A 16,903-nucleotide genomic window follows, 5' to 3' on the forward strand; every position below is an offset into this window, starting at 1 on the left:
CTCGGCCGCGTACCGGCTGATGTGAACCGCGCGCATGCAAAAGCGAGGGCGCTGAGCCTGCCGCACACTGTGCACGAGACTGCCACCCTCGCTGAGCGCTAGCTGAACCCACACCAATGGTGGCGGGCCCGCCAGTGACGGTGCGGGTTAGGACTGGGTGTCCTTCTTCGGCTTGGCATCGATACCCGATTCTTTGCGCTGCTGCGCGGTGATCGGTGCCGGCGCCGCAGTGAGCGGATCCACGCCGCCACCGGACTTCGGGAAGGCGATCACGTCACGGATGGACTCCACGCCAGCCAGCAGGGAGACAATGCGGTCCCAGCCGAAGGCGATGCCGCCGTGCGGCGGAGCGCCGAATGCGAAGGCGTCGAGCAGGAAGCCGAACTTCTCTTGGGCCTCCTCCTCGCTGATGCCCATCACCTTAAACACGCGCTCCTGCACGTCGCGGCGGTGGATACGGATGGAGCCTCCGCCGATCTCGTTGCCGTTGCAGACGATGTCATAGGCGTAAGCGGTGGCCTCGCCTGGGTTCTCGTCGAAACTATCGAGCCACTCGGGCTTCGGCGAGGTGAAGGCGTGGTGCACGGCAGTCCACTTGGAGTGGCCCAAGGCTACATCGCCAGAGGCGGTGGCATCCGCGGAGGGCTCGAAGAGCGGGGCATCGACGACCCAGGTGAAGGCCCAGTCGCCGTCCTTGATCAGCCCCAGCTTCTCAGCGATCGCCCCGCGGGCCGCACCGAGCAGCGCACGGGAGGACTTCGCATCGCCTGCAGCAAAGAAGATGCAGTCGCCCGGCTTGGCGCCCACGTGCTCGGCGATACCGGCACGCTCGGCGTCGGTGATGTTCTTAGCCACGGGGCCGGCGAGCTCGCCGTCCTCGCCCACCAGAATGTAGGCAAGGCCCTTGGCGCCGCGCTGCTTGGCCCATTCCTGCCAAGCATCGAGCTGGCGGCGCGGCTGCGAGGCGCCGCCGTCCATCACCACGGCACCCACATAGTCGTTCTGGAACACGCGGAAGGTGGTGTCCTTAAAGAACTCGGTGCACTCCACCAGCGGAATATCGAAGCGGAGATCCGGCTTATCGGAGCCGTACTTCTCCATCGCTTCCTTGTAGGTCATGCGCGGAATCGGGGTGGAGATCTCGTAACCGATCTCCTTCCACAGCGCCACGAGAATGTCCTCCGCTAGGGCGATGACATCCTCCTGGTCCACGAAGCTCATCTCCACGTCCAGCTGGGTGAACTCCGGCTGGCGGTCAGCGCGGAAATCCTCATCACGGTAGCAGCGGGCGATCTGGTAATAACGCTCCATGCCGGCAACCATGAGCAGCTGCTTAAACAGCTGCGGCGACTGCGGCAGGGCGTACCACGAGCCCGGCTTGAGGCGCGCCGGCACGAGGAAATCGCGGGCGCCCTCTGGGGTGGACTTGGTGAGGGTGGGAGTCTCGATCTCGATGAAGTCATGGCTATCGAGCACCTTGCGAGCGGCGCGGTTGACATTCGAGCGCAGCTTCATCGCGGCGGCCTGGCTGGAACGACGCAGATCCAAATAGCGGTACTTCAGACGGGCTTCCTCGCCCACCTCGCCGGAAGAGGAGGCATCCTCAATCTGGAAAGGCAGGGCGGCAGCCTCGTTGAGGATCTCCAACTCAGAGACGTTAACTTCCACATCGCCAGAGGCAAGGTTCGGGTTCTCGCTGCCCTCCGGGCGCGGCTCGACCACACCGGTGACCTTGATGCAGAACTCGCTGCGCAGCTTGTGCGCCTGCTCAGCCACCTCGGACTCACGGAAGACCACCTGCGCCACGCCGGAGCGGTCGCGCAGATCAATAAAGATCACACCACCGTGATCACGGCGACGCGCGACCCACCCGGTCAGCGTCACGGTGCTGCCCGCGGTCTCTTTCCTCAAATCCCCTGCACAATGTGTACGCAACACTGAAGGCTGTCCCTTTCCTTTACATAAATATGTAGATCCGTGACGAGTGTACCCGTTGGTAGGGACATTCTCGACACCACCCCTACCCCACGCTTGTCGACGCCAACCACCTCACCACCTTCCCGAAGCGCCAGTATGCAGCGAAGTGGCGTCGATAAGCGCTGAGAGTGTGAGAATATATACGCATGACTTTTCGTAAAGACGTCACCAGCGAGGGAAGCCGCGCCCGCACCGGCGGCGGCGGTAAAGCGGTAGCGCTCGGTGGCGGCGGTATCGGCACCTTGCTACTCGTGGGCCTGTATCTGTTCATGGGCGGAGATATCGGCAGCCTGGGCCAGCTCGCCGGCCCAGAACAACAGCAACACAGCGATGGCGGTGGATTGGATCACTGCCGCACCGGCGAGGATGCCAATAAGCACGACGATTGCCGCGTGATGTTTACTGCCCTGTCGGTCGATGATGTGTGGCGCGAGCAGCTACCTGCCCAGGCAGGCATCGACTACACCGAACCCACACCCGTCCTCTTCGAAGGCGCCACCCAGTCCGGCTGCGGTGTGGCCCAATCCGCCACTGGGCCGTTCTACTGCCCGCGGGATAACTCCGCTTACTTCGACACCTCTTTCTTTAGCCAGCTCGACCAGCTCGGCGGAGACTCCGGACCTCTGGCGCAGATGTATGTGGTCGCGCACGAATACGGCCACCACATCCAGAACCTAGAAGGCACCCTCGGGTTGAGCGACTACAACAACCCTGGGGCGGAGTCGAATGCGGTGAAGATCGAGCTGCAGGCCGACTGCTACGCAGGCTTGTGGGCGCACTATGCCGATAAGGGCCCCGATGCCTATCTCGAGCCCATCACCGAAGAACAGGTGCAGCAGGCCCTCGACACGGCCCGCGCTATTGGCGATGACAACATCCAGGAACACTCCGGCCGCGAAGTCCAGCCCGACAGCTGGACCCACGGTTCCTCGGCTCAGCGCCAGCAGGCGTTCATGGATGGCTACAAGAGTGGCTCGATGGCCACCTGCGACACCCTCGATCGCGGCGGCTACACCAGCTAACACCACCGCCGCCGCACCTTTTGCCCGAGCTGCCATCTGCCCGAAGGATGACCCGCCATGAGTGAGCACCCCCATCAGCGCGACAGCGAGCCCGTACACCGCGCCCACCAGTTCATCGCCGCGTTCAATGACATCGAGGCACATTTCCGCTCAGTGTTGCAGCCCAAAGGCCACGAGGCCTTCGGCTCGATGGCGCGGCGCATGGCCAACCAGGGCGCGATCACCTCGGGGCAGCTGATGGAGCTTGAGGCCTTTGTGGATCTACGTAACGCCATCAGCCACGGCCCCTATCGCGACGGCGAACCTATCGCCGAGCCACGGGCCGACATCGTGGCCGCGATCGAAAAGCTCAAAGGTGTGCTCCTCAGCCCGCCTCGTGTAGTGCAGGTGATCCAGCAAAGCACTATCTATAGCTTCACCCCGCACAGCCTGCTGTCGGAGGTGTTTGACACCATCAACACCAAGGGCATTTCCCAATACCCCATCTATCGCGATGGCGCCTATGAGGCGCTGCTGACCACCACCATGGTGGCGCAGTGGCTAGCCGATTGGTCTGCCCGTCGCCTCAACGACGAAACCGTGCCCGCGCTGGGGGATGTGACCGTAGGCGAGGTCATCGAGTTCGCCCACAGCCGCGAGCTGCGCGATTACGCTGTGTTCGCCGCCGCCGATGTGGACGCCGCCACCGCCGTGAGCATGCTGCGCCACCCCAAACTGCCGCGAGTGCTGATCGTGACCGAACACGGCAAAAAGTCCGAAAAGCCCATTCGGATCATTGGCGCCGCCGATGTGATTACCCTGCTCGACGCGCTCGAAGAGTTCTAGCCGCCAGGCTCTGAGCTGGGCTACCCTAAGAAACCATGCCGTCTCTGCTCGTGATCTCCGCTGGGCTATCGTCGCCTTCCTCTACCTTGGGTTTGGCGCGCCGCATTGGCGCCGCCACCGAACACGCCCTCGCACAGCAGGGCCATAGGCTTGAGCTCTCCGAACTAGAGGTGCGCACCCTGGCTTTCGATTTGGCGTCCTATATGACAGAGGGTTTCCAGCTCAGCCCCGCGCTTCACGACGCTCACCGCCGCGTCGAACAGGCCGATGGGCTGATCATCGCCACCCCGATTTTCACTGCCAGCTTCTCTGGGCTGTTGAAGATGTTCGTGGACTCCCTGCCACGCACTGCTGTGGCTGGCACCCCCACCACTCTTGCCGCCACTGCGGGCAGTCCTCGACATCTGCTCGCCGTGGACTATGCCCTGCGCCCGCTCATTACTCATTTAAAGGCCAGTGTGTTGCCCACGGCGGTGTTTCAATCGACCGATAGCGAGGATTCCGCTGAGTTTGTCGAACGCATCCAGCGTGCCGCCGCGGAGCTTGCAGGAGCCCTTGCTACCGTCCCCTCTCCCGCTGAACGCACCGCTGATCTCGGCTCAAAACGCTGCGACACACAGCCACGAACTAGCGTCTGACATACCAGATACCCACCCCCGCCCCTAAGTGCCTTTTGCCTGATCAGATACCATTCTCGCATACCAGACCAGAGGGTAGTTTCAGGCGCGTTTATGTGATGTAGCCCGCAATAGACTAGGCACTATGACTATTTCAGCGGTTGATCTTTTTAGCATCGGCATCGGCCCGTCATCCTCCCACACCGTCGGCCCGATGCGCGCTGCCTTGCAGTATGTTCAGCAGCATCAGCCCCAGGCCGTGGACATCACCCTCCACGGCTCCCTTGCCGCCACCGGCCACGGCCACGGCACCGACCGCGCCACGCTGCTCGGACTGATGGGCTACGAGCCGGATACCGTCCCCGACGAAGTGGAGCCCGCCCCCGGTGCAGACGTGCCAACCACCGGCACCATCACCTCCATCCATGGCCCGATGGACTATCGCATCGTCTTCGATAACGCGCCCTTGCCGCAGCACCCCAATGGCATGACCTTCCAGCAGCTCGACGAGCACGGCGAGCCGCTCGGCGCACCGCAGCGCTACTTCTCCGTCGGCGGCGGCTTCATTCTCCGCGAAGACGAGATGGAAGAGATCTCCACCCTTCCCGCCGGTGCCGCCACTGCCGGCCGCGAGGGAGATCAGCCCTACCCCTTCACCACCGGCAACCAGCTGCTAGAGCAGTGCGCCACCCACGACATGTCGGTCGCGTCCGTGATGCTGGCCAACGAAGCTCAGCTTCACAAGGAACGCGGCGGTGCCGACTATGTGCTCGGCCACCTGGATCGGGTGTGGCACACCATGAGCGAATGCGTGAAACGCGGTGTCACCGCCACCGGTGAGTTGCCCGGAGGGCTACGGGTGCGCCGCCGCGCCGCCGCCATGCTCGATCGGATCGTGGCAGAGAAGAAAAACGATGATGGCGACGCCCTGAGAGCTATGGAGTGGGTGAACCTCTACGCCCTCGCGGTGAATGAGGAAAACGCTGCCGGTGGGCGCGTGGTCACTGCCCCCACCAACGGCGCGGCCGGCATCATCCCCGCGGTGATGCACTACGCACGAGACTTCCGCGTGGATTTCACCCAGGACACCGCCCGTGAGTTCCTGCTGGCCGCGGCGGCAATCGGGCTGATCATCAAAGAAAACGCCTCCATCTCGGGCGCCGAGGTGGGCTGCCAAGGCGAGGTGGGCTCTGCCTCCTCCATGGCGGCAGCCGGGCTTGCGCAGATCATGGGCGGATCTGCGGCCCAAGTAGAAAATGCCGCAGAGATCGCCCTCGAGCACAACCTCGGGCTCACCTGCGACCCCATCGGCGGTTTGGTCCAGATCCCCTGCATCGAGCGCAACGCCATCGGTGCGGTGAAGTCCATCAACGCAGCGCGTCTCGCCTGCTTTGGCGACGGCCAGCACTGGGTATCCCTCGACGATGCAGTCAAGACGATGAGCGATACCGGCAAGGACATGCTCTCGAAGTATAAGGAGACCTCCATGGGAGGCCTCGCCGTCAATATCGGCCTGAAGGTCAACCGAGTCGAGTGCTAAGCCCGCCACGCTAGGCCTACAGCACCGAGCGCACAACACACGGCGCTGCCCCGTGATGGGGCAGCGCCGTTGGCTGAGAGGAATGAGTTAGGGGCGCAGGGCCTGGCGCAGGTGCTCGACCAAGGCACCGGTGGAAATCTCCTGCTGCTCGTGGCTGCGGAGATCCTTCACGGCCACCACATCGTTGTCCAGCTCACGATCGCCGATCACCAAGGCGAAAGAAGCTCCGGCGCGATCGGCACCCTTCATAGCTCCCTTCAGACCACGATCACCATAGGACATGTCCGCCGAGATACCCGCCACGCGCAGCTCATTAACCAGCCCCGCGAGACGACGCTTAGCATCTGCACCCATGCCGACACCAAAAACATCCACGCGCGCGCCGGTGGTCAGGCTCACGCCTTCTGCCTGCATGGCCAGCAAGGCGCGATCCACGCCCAGGCCGTAGCCAATACCGGAAAGATCCTGCCCGCCGAGCTGCTTCATTAGCCCGTCATAACGGCCGCCGCCACCGATACCCGACTGGGCGCCCAGGCCATCGTGTACGAACTCGAAGCAGGTCTTGGTGTAGTAATCCAAACCGCGTACCAAGCGGGGGTTGATCTGGTAGGACACACCCATATCATCCAAGAGACCGGTGACAGTTTCGAAGTGCTCCCGGCACTCGGGCGAGAGATAATCCAGCATCAACGGCGCATCCGCGGTCATCTCCTTGACCTCTTCGCGCTTATCGTCCAGCACGCGCAGCGGGTTGAGCTCAGCGCGCTGACGAGTGGCCTCATCCAGCGGCAGGGCAAAGAGGAACTCCTGCAGCTTCTGCCGATAGGCGCCACGGCAGGTGGCATCACCCAAGGAGGTGATCTCAAGCCGGTAGCCGCTGAGCCCGAGGGCACGGAAGGATCGATCTGCCAAGGCCACTACCTCGGCGTCGAGGGCAGGATCATCCACCCCGATGGCCTCCACACCCACCTGCTGCAGCTGGCGATAGCGCCCAGCCTGGGGGCGCTCATAGCGGAAAAAGGGACCCGCGTAAGCAAGCTTCACGGGCAGCTGGCCGCGATCGAGGTTGTGCTCGATCACCGAGCGCATCACCCCAGCGGTGCCTTCCGGGCGCAGCGTGACAGAACGACCACCGCGATCTGGGAAGGTGTACATCTCCTTGCTCACCACATCCGTGGACTCTCCCACGCCGCGAGCGAACAGGCCGGTGTCTTCAAAAATCGGCAACTCAATGTGCTCATAGCCCGCCCGATGCGCCTCGGCGACCAAGGTGTTTTGCACAGCCTTAAATTCAGCGGAGTGGGCCGGAACATAATCCGGCACGCCCTTGGGGGCGGAAAATGCCTTGAGTTTCTTCGATTCAGTCACGGATGACAGTGTATATCAGGCCAAGAATGGATTGGACTTCAACTCCGCGGCCATCGTGGTCTCCGGCCCGTGGCCGGGAAGCACGTGCAGCTCAGCCTTGAGCTTGGCGACCACGGTGGCCAAGCTGTTTTTCATAGCGGCCGTGTCCGAACCTGGCAGGTCAGTGCGCCCGATCGAGCCAGCAAAGAGTACGTCTCCGGAGAAGCACACCTTCTCGCCGACGAACAGAACCGAGCCCGGCGAGTGCCCAGGCGCGTGGCGCACTGTGAAGTTGGCGCCACAGATAGTGATCTCCTCGGCGTCGTGAAGATACTCCAGCGAGTCCGGATAGGGCATGGAGGTGGCGTCGAAAAGCTCGCGGGCCTGCTCAGACACCCCCGATCCGTCTTTGAGCATGCCAGCATCAGCGGGATGAATGTAGACCGTGCAGCCCAGCTGGTTGGCCACGGCGGCGGCGTCGCGGGTGTGATCAATATGGCCATGGGTGAGCAGCACCTGCTCAAGGGTGAGGCCCGTGTCCTTGAGGTGTTGGGTGATCGCGGGGGCAGCGCCGAGACCCGGATCGATCACGGTGGCGCGCTCGCCATCGGAGACGATATAGCAGTTGGTCTGGAAGGGGCCGGTGACCATCATCGCAAGATTCATGCCCACCATCTTAGGTTGCTGGCGGTACCACGCGGGCGTGGCGATACTCTAAACTGTCTTCAGTTAGCACGGAATCTATAAGCACATGAGGCTAGGTGAGCACCCAATAATGGAGAGCAATAAGAAGCGTCGCGAGGAGTCGATGCGCGCCCTCGAGCGTGAGATCAAGTCCCGCGACCGGAAAGAAAAGACCCAGCCGTTCGGCGTGGCGCTCGCCTCGCTGGCGGTGATCGGTCTGGCTACCGCCGGTATCTACTGGGCTTCGACGCACGAAAGCGACGACCAGGTGGAGGCCTCCGAGGAGACCAGCACCTCCGAGGCAGTGGATCAGGACATCACTCCTCTCGCCACCCAGCGCACCACCCCGCTGGATGAGACGGTCACCTGCTCCTACGAAGATTCTGGGCGCGAAGCAAGCCGCGAGGTTTCCCTACCGAATCAAGACGATGTGCCCGCCCGCGGCACCGTGACCGTCACCCTCGACACCAGCCAAGGCCCGATCGGTATGCAGCTGGATCGTTCCGTGTCGCCGTGCACCGTCAATGCCGTGGAGCACTTGGCCAAGGAGGGCTTCTACGACGACACGATCTGCCACCGCATCACCACCTCTGGCATTCACGTGCTGCAATGCGGTGACCCCAGCGGCGAAGGCTCCGGTGGGCCGGGCTTCCAGTTCGCCAACGAGTTCCCCACCGACGAGGCCTCCGAGGAGGCCAAGCAGCAGCCGGTGAACTACCAGCGCGGCACCATCGCCATGGCAAACAGCGGCCCGGACACCAACGGCTCGCAGTTCTTCCTCAACTACGATGATTCCCCGCTGCCGCCGATGTACACCTACTTCGGCACCATCGACGAGGCTGGGCTGAAGACCCTGGATTCCATCGCCGAGAAGGGCGCCGCCGACGGCGCATCCGATGGCGCCCCGGCTGAAGAGGTCAAGATCTCCAAGGCCACGGTGAGCTAGGGCCCTGATCGCGCCCCGCCTTTCGGCCAGATGACGAACGGCCCACAAGAGCCTTCCCCTGAATCACACGGGGTTAAGGCCTGTGGGCCGTTGTTCTTGTGGGCGCTGGATGGCCACGACCGCCACCCGGCATGTCCACCGCCTAGTGCAGCCGTAGCCGCCAGATTCAGCGAGCCACCTGGCGCAGCTAGCCGCCGGAGGTCACACGGTAGACATCGAAGACGCCTTCGATGTTGCGCAGGTGGTTCATCAGCGATCCCAGCTGCTTGGAGTCCGACACCTGGAAGGTAAAACGCAGCATGGCCACGTGGTCATCGGCCACGCGGGTGTTCATCGCCGTCACTGTCACCTTCTGCTCCGCGATCACGCGGGTGACCTCCAAGAGCAGACCGTTGCGGTCGAGGGCCTCGACTTGCAGCGTGGCGGCGAAGACCGTGCCGGTGGATTCCGAGGCCCATGACACCTGGATGAGGCGCTCGGGCTCGTCCTTGAGCTTCTCCGCGTTGGTACAGTCCGCCCGGTGCACGCTCACTCCGCCACCGCGGGTGACGAAACCGAAGATGGCATCGCCTGGCACTGGGGTGCAGCACTTAGCCAGCTTCGCCATCACATCGGGGCTGCCCTCAACGAGAATGCCGGTGGAGGAATCCTTGCTCGCGCGGTTCTTAGAATCCACCAGCTCGTGGAAGGGGGTGCGCGCCGCTAGGGCGTCCTCGGCGTCATCGGCGTCGCCGAAGGCCGCCATGAGCCTATTGGTTACGTGCCGCGCCGAGACCGAGCCATTGCCGATGGCCGCATAGAGCGCGTCTACGTCTTGATAGTGCAGCTCCTCTGCCACAGCACGCATAGACTGCGAGGTGATCAAGCGGTGTAATGGCAGCCCACCTCGCTGCACCTCGGTGGCGAGGGCATCGCGGCCTAGCTCCACGTGCTCCTCGCGGCGCTCCTTCGCAAACCATTGCCTGATCTTGGCCTTGGCTCGCGGAGAAGCGACAAACTTCTCCCAGTCCTGGCTCGGACCGGCCGTTTGATCCTTAGAGGTAAACACCTCCACTCGGTCGCCGGAATTGAGCTTGGTTTCCAGCGCCACGAGCTTGCCGTTGATTTTGGCACCGATGCAGCGATGCCCAACCTCGGTGTGGACCGCATAGGCGAAGTCCACGGGTGTGGCCCCCAGCGGCAGGTTCACCACATCGCCCTTGGGGGTGAACACAAAGATCTGTGTGCTTGTCAGGTCATAGCGCAGCGAGTCGAGGAACTCATTCGGATCGGCGGCTTCTTTTTGCCAATCCAGCAGCTGGCGCATCCACGCCATCTGGTCCAAGTCAGCCTTATCGCCTTTGTGCGAGCCCTTGGTTTCCTTGTAGCGCCAGTGTGCCGCGATTCCGAACTCGGCGTTGTAGTGCATCTCATGGGTGCGGACCTGCACCTCAAGGGGTTTCGCTCCTGGCCCCATCACGGTGGTGTGCAGCGACTGATACACCCCGAAACGCGGGGCGGAGATGTAGTCCTTGAATCGGCCGGGCATGGCGGCGTAGAGCGAATGCACCGCACCGATCGCGGCGTAGCAGCTATTGACATCATCCACCAGCACCCTGATGCCGATGAGGTCGAAGATCTCATCAAAGTCGCGGCCACGGACGATCATCTTCTGATAGATCGACCAGTAGTGCTTTGGCCGCCCCATCACCTCGGCGTGGATGTTGTTGTCCTTCAAGGTGGCGGTGAGCTCGTCGATGATCTGGGTAATGTAGCGATCCCGCGAGGGCGCGCGATCGGCCACCAGCCGAACGATCTCTTGATACTTCTTCGGATAAAGGATGGCGAAAGCCAGATCCTCAAGCTCCCACTTCACCGAGGCCATCCCGAGCCGGTGCGCCAAAGGCGCAATCACCTCGAGGGTTTCGCGGGCCTTCTTTGCCTGCTTCTCCGGCGGCAAAAAGCGCATGGTGCGCATGTTGTGCAGCCGGTCGGCCACCTTGATCACCAACACGCGCGGATCGTGGCTCATGGCCACGATCATCTTGCGGATCGTCTCCGCCTCCGCGGCCGCCCCCAAAGCCACCTTGTCCAGTTTGGTCACCCCGTCGACAAGACGCGCTACTTCCTCACCAAAGTCGCGGGTGAGGTCTTCCAAGCTGTAGTCGGTGTCCTCCACCGTGTCGTGCAGGAGCGCCGCCAACAAGGTAGTGGTGTCCATGCCGATCTCGGCGGCAATGGTGGCCACCGCCAGCGGGTGGGTGATGTAGGGATCACCCGACTTGCGGAAGACTCCCTCGTGCAAGCGCTCGGCAGTGGAATAGGCCCGCTCCAGCTGGGCCACATCAGCCTTCGGGTGGATCTCCCGGTGGATACTGATCAGCGGCTCAAGAACAGGGTTAGCCTTGACCCTGCTGCCGGTAAGGCTGCGGGCCAGCCTGGCAGACATGCTGCGGACACTGACTTGGCTGCGTCCAGGTTTGTTTTCCGGCATAACGATAAGTCTATTAGATGAACCTAGGCGATATCCCCATTGTTGAGCACAACCAAGGGAAGATCCTCCAGCTTCTCCCGCCCGCCGAGGCCCTGAACCTCCAGTACGAGGGCATTGCCCACCACATTCGCACCGACCTGCTCCAGCAGGCTTCGCGCCGCGCACAGAGTGCCCCCGGTGGCGAGGACGTCGTCGACAAGCGCAATCTTGCGCCCTTCTAGATCTACGCCGCTGCCCGGCACCTCGAGCGCCGCCGAGCCGTATTCCAGCTCGTATTCGGCGCTAAAGACCGGCGGCGGCAATTTGCCCTTCTTGCGGATCGCGAGCACCCCGATCCCTAGCTTGTAGGCCACGGCTGAGCCGAGCAAGAAACCTCGGGCATCGAGACCGCCGATCATTTCCGCGCCCATGCGCTTGACGGCCTCGGCGAGCTCATCCACGATCACCTTCAGCGCTTCGCCATCGGCAAGCACCGGGGTGAGATCTTCAAACACCACCCCTTCGGCGGGGAAATCGGGCACATAGCGGATGCGCTCAGCAAGGGCTTGGCGGGCGGTTGCGTACGACATGGCTGTTGGGGTGGCCTTCCTGTCAAAAGCTGGCACAAGCGAAACCTCGTGCAGCCGGCACCAAGGGTGCGCGGGGTGAATCAAGCATAAAGTTGGGCACAACCTCTACGAACCCGAAGCGGCCACAACAGTCAACCCGGACTCTCATGCACGAAGCGCATGGCGCCTCGAGGTATCCGGTGCAGATTATGAGACCTGCCAGCGCGACATGTTCCAGCCGATACCGGCTCGCGAGGTGTTAGGGATTACGTTACCCACCGACTTATCCACCACAAACGTGCGGGGTTGGGCAGCGAGCGGAATGGAGGGGATCTCGTCCCACAGCCGTTCCTCCGCATGACGCAAAAGCTGGCTATTATTCGCCGGAGCATTCACCGAGGCGTACTCGGTGCGGGTGTCTACCGCTACCAAAATGGCGTCGGCTTTGCCCTCCACGTCGGCGGGACCGCCCCATTCATTGCTCGCGGTGCGCGGCAAATCCCCCAAGTCGTTGGTGATATCGGAAACATCCTCGATGGTGATGCCCGCCTCGGAACAGCTAGCAGCGATCGCCTCTACGATTGCTTTCTTCCGGGGATCCGGCGCTGTATAGCCGATGCGGATGGTCGCGCCCTCTAGCTCCTGCCGAGCTTTGCCAATATCGGTTCCGAGATTACGGTCGGATATATCGCGGGTGTTCTCGAACGTCGGGGCGATCGCCGGACTCAGCCTGGTGCCCACCGGTGGTACGTCCACGCCCGAGTATTCCGAGGACAGCCGAGCAATCTGGTGCTGATCAACACAGGCGGCAAAACCACGGCGTTTCTCTGGGGTGGCCAACACGCCAGCATTCGCCAAGTTCAGCTGTTCTATCAGCTGCCCCACTTCGCGGGTGACCTCATAAGGGTTGGAGGTGTCATTGCGATCCACCCAGTCGATCGAGGAGGCATTAACCATATCGGCGATCTCGAGCGAGTTTTCCTCGGCCTTGGCCACCCGATCCACTCCCGAGGGATAGACCACGATCTTATCGAGCGAGGGGGCGTCTCCTGCGTAATGCGGGTTGGGCACCAGCACCACCGAGCCATCCTCAAGCACCTCAGAAATCTTCATGGGGCCTGAGGAGGCGTGCAGCTCGGGGCGGAAGTTTTTAAGCAAGAAGGTATCGTTCCAGGCTTGGCCGATCTTCTCCATCGCCGGCGCATCGCCCGAGTCCAAGGCCCGCCACATGTCCTCTTCGCTCATCTCGGCCGCGCGAGCAATGATGTGCGAGGGCAACACGGTGCCGGGACCAAATAGCTGCCGCCAGCGAGAGCCAAACTTGTCCTTGAACTGCACGGTGAAGGTTGTGGAACCGTGCTCACACTTCACGTCGGCCACCTGCTGCATCAGCGGGTTATAGGCCTTGAAATAGGCCTCCTCGGTGGCGGCTTTGAAGGAGAGATAGAAATCATCGCAGGTCACCGGCTCCCCATCGGAGAAGGTGGCGCGCTTATTGATGGTGTAGATGATCTGCACGCTCTCCCCGGGCAGCGCCTGCCCCTGAGCGAGATCCATATTCGGGATGGTCTGCCCCTGCGGGCCGTGCACGAACACCGGCGGATACAGCCGCGAAGCTAGCTGCTCTGCGTTGGTACTCGCCCCGATCGTAGAGGCCGCATTGGTGGTCACCAGCGGGGTGTCCACGGCGTAGCCGAACACATCCTGCGGTGGCTGCTCATCCTCGGAGCAGCCCGCCAGCCCGAGAGCCCCCACGGCCAGCATCACGATCACACCCCGCAGGGTTGTTCGTGCACTCATCACGGTGTCCTTCACTTCTTGTGTGCTTATCGACGCCCACCCGCTGCCACAGCGGGCCTCGGCGCCAGAGCTACACCACCTAGTGGGTGGTGGGCCGCCAGCTCAACGCTTCGGGCTGTCCGAACTCGGAAGACTCTGGTCGATTGACCTTGCGCGCAGGTGCGGCGGTGGTGGTCTCCGGTTCCTCCTCTTCGCCGGCACGGTAACGCTCCACCGAGGCAGTGTGCTCACGCACCTGAGAGGTACGGTTTTTCATGGTGACCAGCAGCGGTGCGGCGAGGAAGATCGAGGAGAGCGTGCCCTGCACCACGCCGATCAGCTGCACCAGTGCAAGATCCTTGAGGGTGCCCACGCCGAGCATCCACACAGCCACCACCATCAGCGAGATGATCGGCAGAGCCGAAAGCACCGTGGTGGAAATCGAACGCATCACTGTTTGGTTGATGGCTCGGTTTGCCAGCTCGGGATAGGTGCGACGCCGCGAGGACGTAAACCCAGCGGTGAGTTCGGACACCTTGTCGAAGACCACCACTGTGTCATACAGCGAGAAAGCCAGCACAGTGAGCAGGCCGATCACGGTGGCCGGGGTGACCTCGAAGCCGATGAGGGCGTAGACGCCGGAAATCACGATCGCATCGACCATAATGCAGGCGATCGCGGCCACACCCATCAGCTTTTCAAAGCGCAGCGCGATGAAGCCGAAGACCAAGGCGAGGAACACGCCCATGGCCAGCAGCATGCGCTTGGTGATCGTCGAGCCCCACGATTCGGACACGGTGGAATCGCCAATCGCATCTGGGGAGGGCTCGCCCTGAGAGTCCTTCGGTTTGAAGGCGTCATAGAGCGCCACACGAGCATCGTTGATCTGATCATCGCCCAGCCGCTCGGAGGTGATCTCCAGGATGCGGGCATCGCCGGAACCGACGATCTGCACCGCATGCGGATCCACCCCAGTGGCATCTTCGAAGACCTGCTCCACCTGGGTCTCATCCAGATCGCCAGCGGGCATATTCATCTTGGTGCCGCCTTGGAAATCGATGCCGAGGCTGAAACCTCGGATAGCGATCGAGGCGAGGGCGACCAAGATAACGATGGCGGCGATGGTGTACCAGCGCTTGCGTTTGCCGATGAAATCGACACCGCCCTCACCGGTGTAGAGCCGCTTAAACATAGAGGTATCACTCATGGTTACTTCTCTCCTGCCGCATCGATTGGGCCGTTGCCGGCGATAACCTCATTGGCATAGGGCGACGAGTGGGTGGAATCGGCTGCGGCACGCTCATCGCGCACCTTCATCACCGCACCGAAGCCATTACGGGAGGGCTTGTTGAACCACCGACGGCGGCTTGCGAGCAGCACCAGCGGGGCGGTGACGAGGAAGGTGACCACCAGGTTGAAAATCGTGGTGAGACCCAAGGTGAAGGCGAAGCCCTTGACCGAACCAACCGCAAGTACGTACAGCACGATGGCTGCGATGAGCGAGACGGTGTTACCGCTCAAGATGGTGCGCTTGGCGGACTGCCAGCCGCGTGGCACTGCCGAACGGAAGGTGCGGTTATTATCGCGGATCTCATCCTTGATGCGCTCATAGAACACCACGAAGGAGTCGGCGGTGGTGCCCAGACCGATGATCAAACCGGCGATACCGGCGAGATCCAAGCTGTAGCCGATCCAGCGCCCCAACAGCACCAAGGCACCGTAGACGAGAGCGTTGGCAGCCACAAGGGTGAAGATCGCCAGAGCGCCGAAGACGCGGTAGTAACTGAAGGCGAAGATCGCGATGAGTACCAGGCCCACGATTCCGGCGATTAAACCGGCCTGCAGCGAGGCGGTACCCAGCGAGGGCGGAATCGTCGTGGTGGTACCACCCAGTTCGCCGTTTTCACCGGCGAAGCTCAAGGGCAAAGCGCCGTAGCGCAGGTTATTGGCCAGCTCGGTGGCTTCCTTCTGCGAGAAGCTGCCGGTAATTGAGGTCCCGGATCCCACAGGGGTGGCGGATTGGATCACCGGCGCAGAGATGATCTGGGAGTCTAGGGTGATCGCAATCTGCTGCTGCAGATACTTCTCGGTCAGCTTCGCCCAGGTGGACGAGCCCTGCTCACCGCCGGAGGACTTGAAGGCGAAGTTGATCTCCATGGTGTTGCGCTCAGGATTGAAGCCACCGGTGATCGGCTGGGAAGTATCGATCTCATTACCGGTCAGGCGCTTGCCATTGACCTCATCGGTTTGCCCCTCGAGCAGCGGGACGGCGTCGAGAAGCATCACATCGCCGATGCTGGGATCACAGGCCACCAAAGGCTTCGTTGGATCATCGGTGCCGGCGAGCGGGTCTAAGGTGCCAGGCTGGGAGCGATCCTCCTGTTGCTCGCACACCATCAGCTGGCGGGCGGCCATCTGGCGGGCGAGATCATCGGACTGACGGTCCTCGCGCAGCACCTCGAGTTCCTTATCGCGTTGATCCGCCTGCTCGAGGGAGTTCTTCGCCTCTGCCGGCGGGTTCTCCGTGACCTTCGGAGCGTTGAATGTCTTCTTCTCCCCCACGAGCTGCTCGGAGTTATCGGAGAGCGTCTTGGCGACATCGTCGAGAACCTTCTGGGCGTGCTCCTTAGTGCTGGCGCCAACGCTGACCCAACGATTAGCCATGGTCTCCAGTGCCGCGAGGTTATCCTCCGGTGAAGGCATATCGGTGGGAGTGAGCACCGGGCGGAACATCAGCTGCGAGGTTTGGGACAATGCCTTAGCCTGCGCGGTGTCCTCACCGGGCACGGAGATTACTAGCGTGTCACCATCAGTGATCACCTCGGCACCGGAGACGCCCATGCCGTTGACGCGGTTTTCCAGAATGGTGCGCGCCTGGGCGAGCTGCTCCGAAGTGGGATCCTGGCCCTGCGGAACCAGGGTCACTCGGGTCCCGCCTTGGAGATCAATACCCAACTTGGGAACGGGCCTGCGGTCTCCAGTGAAAAAGACCAGTGCATAGACCACTACGAGAATCAGCGCAAACACGCCGATTGCCCGCTTTGGCCACGCCGATGGTCCCAGCTGCGACCGCTTGCTGCGGGATGCCACGAACGTTTCCTCCTCCAATGAACACAATGAGGCTCACCTCGAACCGACCGGGCCC

The 16,903-nt window shown here is 62.4% G+C and carries 13 protein-coding genes; 5 read left to right on the plus strand and 8 right to left on the minus strand.

The window, feature by feature from the left end; translation table 11 throughout:
- Positions 1–147 precede the first annotated feature (147 nt).
- Positions 148–1,938, minus strand: a complete 1,791-nt coding sequence (gene aspS / locus CCICO_RS06395) for an aspartate--tRNA ligase (protein ID WP_026161467.1) — start codon at positions 1,936–1,938, stop codon at positions 148–150.
- A gap of 185 nt (positions 1,939–2,123) precedes the next feature.
- Between aspS and ypfJ the strand changes: the two genes are divergently transcribed.
- The 4 genes from ypfJ (at position 2,124) to CCICO_RS06415 (ending at position 5,981) form a co-directional block, all read left to right on the plus strand.
- Complete coding sequence (gene ypfJ, locus CCICO_RS06400) at positions 2,124–2,999, plus strand: KPN_02809 family neutral zinc metallopeptidase (RefSeq protein ID WP_018019842.1); 876 nt, start codon at positions 2,124–2,126, stop codon at positions 2,997–2,999.
- Positions 3,000–3,056: 57 nt separating this feature from the next.
- Positions 3,057–3,824 (plus strand): hypothetical protein, encoded by a 768-nt coding sequence (locus CCICO_RS06405; protein WP_018019843.1) that lies wholly within the window; start codon positions 3,057–3,059, stop codon positions 3,822–3,824.
- A gap of 35 nt (positions 3,825–3,859) precedes the next feature.
- Complete coding sequence (locus CCICO_RS06410) at positions 3,860–4,462, plus strand: CE1759 family FMN reductase (RefSeq protein WP_018019844.1); 603 nt, start codon at positions 3,860–3,862, stop codon at positions 4,460–4,462.
- A gap of 124 nt (positions 4,463–4,586) precedes the next feature.
- Positions 4,587–5,981: an L-serine ammonia-lyase gene (locus CCICO_RS06415; protein WP_018019845.1), complete on the plus strand. Its 1,395-nt coding sequence runs from the start codon at positions 4,587–4,589 to the stop codon at positions 5,979–5,981.
- Positions 5,982–6,068: 87 nt separating this feature from the next.
- Here CCICO_RS06415 and hisS read toward each other — a convergent pair whose 3' ends face one another.
- On the minus strand, positions 6,069–7,349 hold the full coding sequence (hisS, locus tag CCICO_RS06420; RefSeq protein WP_026161469.1) for a histidine--tRNA ligase: 1,281 nt from the start codon (positions 7,347–7,349) through the stop codon (positions 6,069–6,071).
- Positions 7,350–7,364: 15 nt separating this feature from the next.
- Entirely contained in the window at positions 7,365–8,003 is a 639-nt protein-coding gene (locus CCICO_RS06425) for an MBL fold metallo-hydrolase (protein ID WP_026161470.1), read from the minus strand.
- A 100-nt stretch (positions 8,004–8,103) separates the two neighbouring features.
- Here CCICO_RS06425 and CCICO_RS06430 point away from each other — a divergent pair, with 100 nt between their 5' ends.
- Entirely contained in the window at positions 8,104–8,958 is an 855-nt protein-coding gene (locus CCICO_RS06430) for a peptidylprolyl isomerase (protein ID WP_018019848.1), read from the plus strand.
- Between the two features lie 187 nt (positions 8,959–9,145).
- Here the strand turns inward: CCICO_RS06430 and CCICO_RS06435 are convergent, their stop codons facing one another.
- The 5 genes from CCICO_RS06435 to secD all read right to left on the minus strand — a co-directional run bounded on the left by CCICO_RS06435 (position 9,146) and on the right by secD (position 16,848).
- A complete protein-coding gene (locus CCICO_RS06435) occupies positions 9,146–11,431 on the minus strand; it encodes a RelA/SpoT family protein (protein WP_026161471.1) in 2,286 nt (761 codons plus the stop codon).
- A 23-nt stretch (positions 11,432–11,454) separates the two neighbouring features.
- Complete coding sequence (locus CCICO_RS06440; protein WP_018019850.1) at positions 11,455–12,000, minus strand: adenine phosphoribosyltransferase; 546 nt, start codon at positions 11,998–12,000, stop codon at positions 11,455–11,457.
- Positions 12,001–12,186: 186 nt separating this feature from the next.
- Positions 12,187–13,779: an ABC transporter substrate-binding protein gene (locus CCICO_RS06445; RefSeq protein WP_018019851.1), complete on the minus strand. Its 1,593-nt coding sequence runs from the start codon at positions 13,777–13,779 to the stop codon at positions 12,187–12,189.
- A gap of 79 nt (positions 13,780–13,858) precedes the next feature.
- Positions 13,859–14,965, minus strand: a complete 1,107-nt coding sequence (gene secF / locus CCICO_RS06450) for a protein translocase subunit SecF (protein WP_018019852.1) — start codon at positions 14,963–14,965, stop codon at positions 13,859–13,861.
- Between the two features lie 2 nt (positions 14,966–14,967).
- On the minus strand, positions 14,968–16,848 hold the full coding sequence (gene secD, locus CCICO_RS06455; RefSeq protein WP_018019853.1) for a protein translocase subunit SecD: 1,881 nt from the start codon (positions 16,846–16,848) through the stop codon (positions 14,968–14,970).
- Between the last annotated feature and the right edge of the window lie 55 nt (positions 16,849–16,903).

It is taken from the genome of Corynebacterium ciconiae DSM 44920, assembly GCF_030440575.1.
GTDB classification, from domain to species: Bacteria; Actinomycetota; Actinomycetes; order Mycobacteriales; family Mycobacteriaceae; genus Corynebacterium; species Corynebacterium ciconiae.

Excerpts from the sequence above, each read along its gene's own strand:
- ypfJ (WP_018019842.1), top strand. The coding sequence starts at position 2,124 with ATGACTTTTCGTAAAGACGTCACCAGCGAGGGAAGCCGCGCCCGCACC.
- CCICO_RS06405 (WP_018019843.1), top strand. The coding sequence starts at position 3,057 with ATGAGTGAGCACCCCCATCAGCGCGACAGCGAGCCCGTACACCGCGCC.
- CCICO_RS06410 (WP_018019844.1), top strand. The coding sequence starts at position 3,860 with ATGCCGTCTCTGCTCGTGATCTCCGCTGGGCTATCGTCGCCTTCCTCT.
- CCICO_RS06415 (WP_018019845.1), top strand. The coding sequence starts at position 4,587 with ATGACTATTTCAGCGGTTGATCTTTTTAGCATCGGCATCGGCCCGTCA.
- CCICO_RS06425 (WP_026161470.1), bottom strand. The coding sequence starts at position 8,003 with ATGGTGGGCATGAATCTTGCGATGATGGTCACCGGCCCCTTCCAGACC.
- CCICO_RS06430 (WP_018019848.1), top strand. The coding sequence starts at position 8,104 with ATGGAGAGCAATAAGAAGCGTCGCGAGGAGTCGATGCGCGCCCTCGAG.
- CCICO_RS06435 (WP_026161471.1), bottom strand. The coding sequence starts at position 11,431 with ATGCCGGAAAACAAACCTGGACGCAGCCAAGTCAGTGTCCGCAGCATG.
- CCICO_RS06440 (WP_018019850.1), bottom strand. The coding sequence starts at position 12,000 with ATGTCGTACGCAACCGCCCGCCAAGCCCTTGCTGAGCGCATCCGCTAT.
- CCICO_RS06445 (WP_018019851.1), bottom strand. The coding sequence starts at position 13,779 with ATGAGTGCACGAACAACCCTGCGGGGTGTGATCGTGATGCTGGCCGTG.
- secF (WP_018019852.1), bottom strand. The coding sequence starts at position 14,965 with ATGAGTGATACCTCTATGTTTAAGCGGCTCTACACCGGTGAGGGCGGT.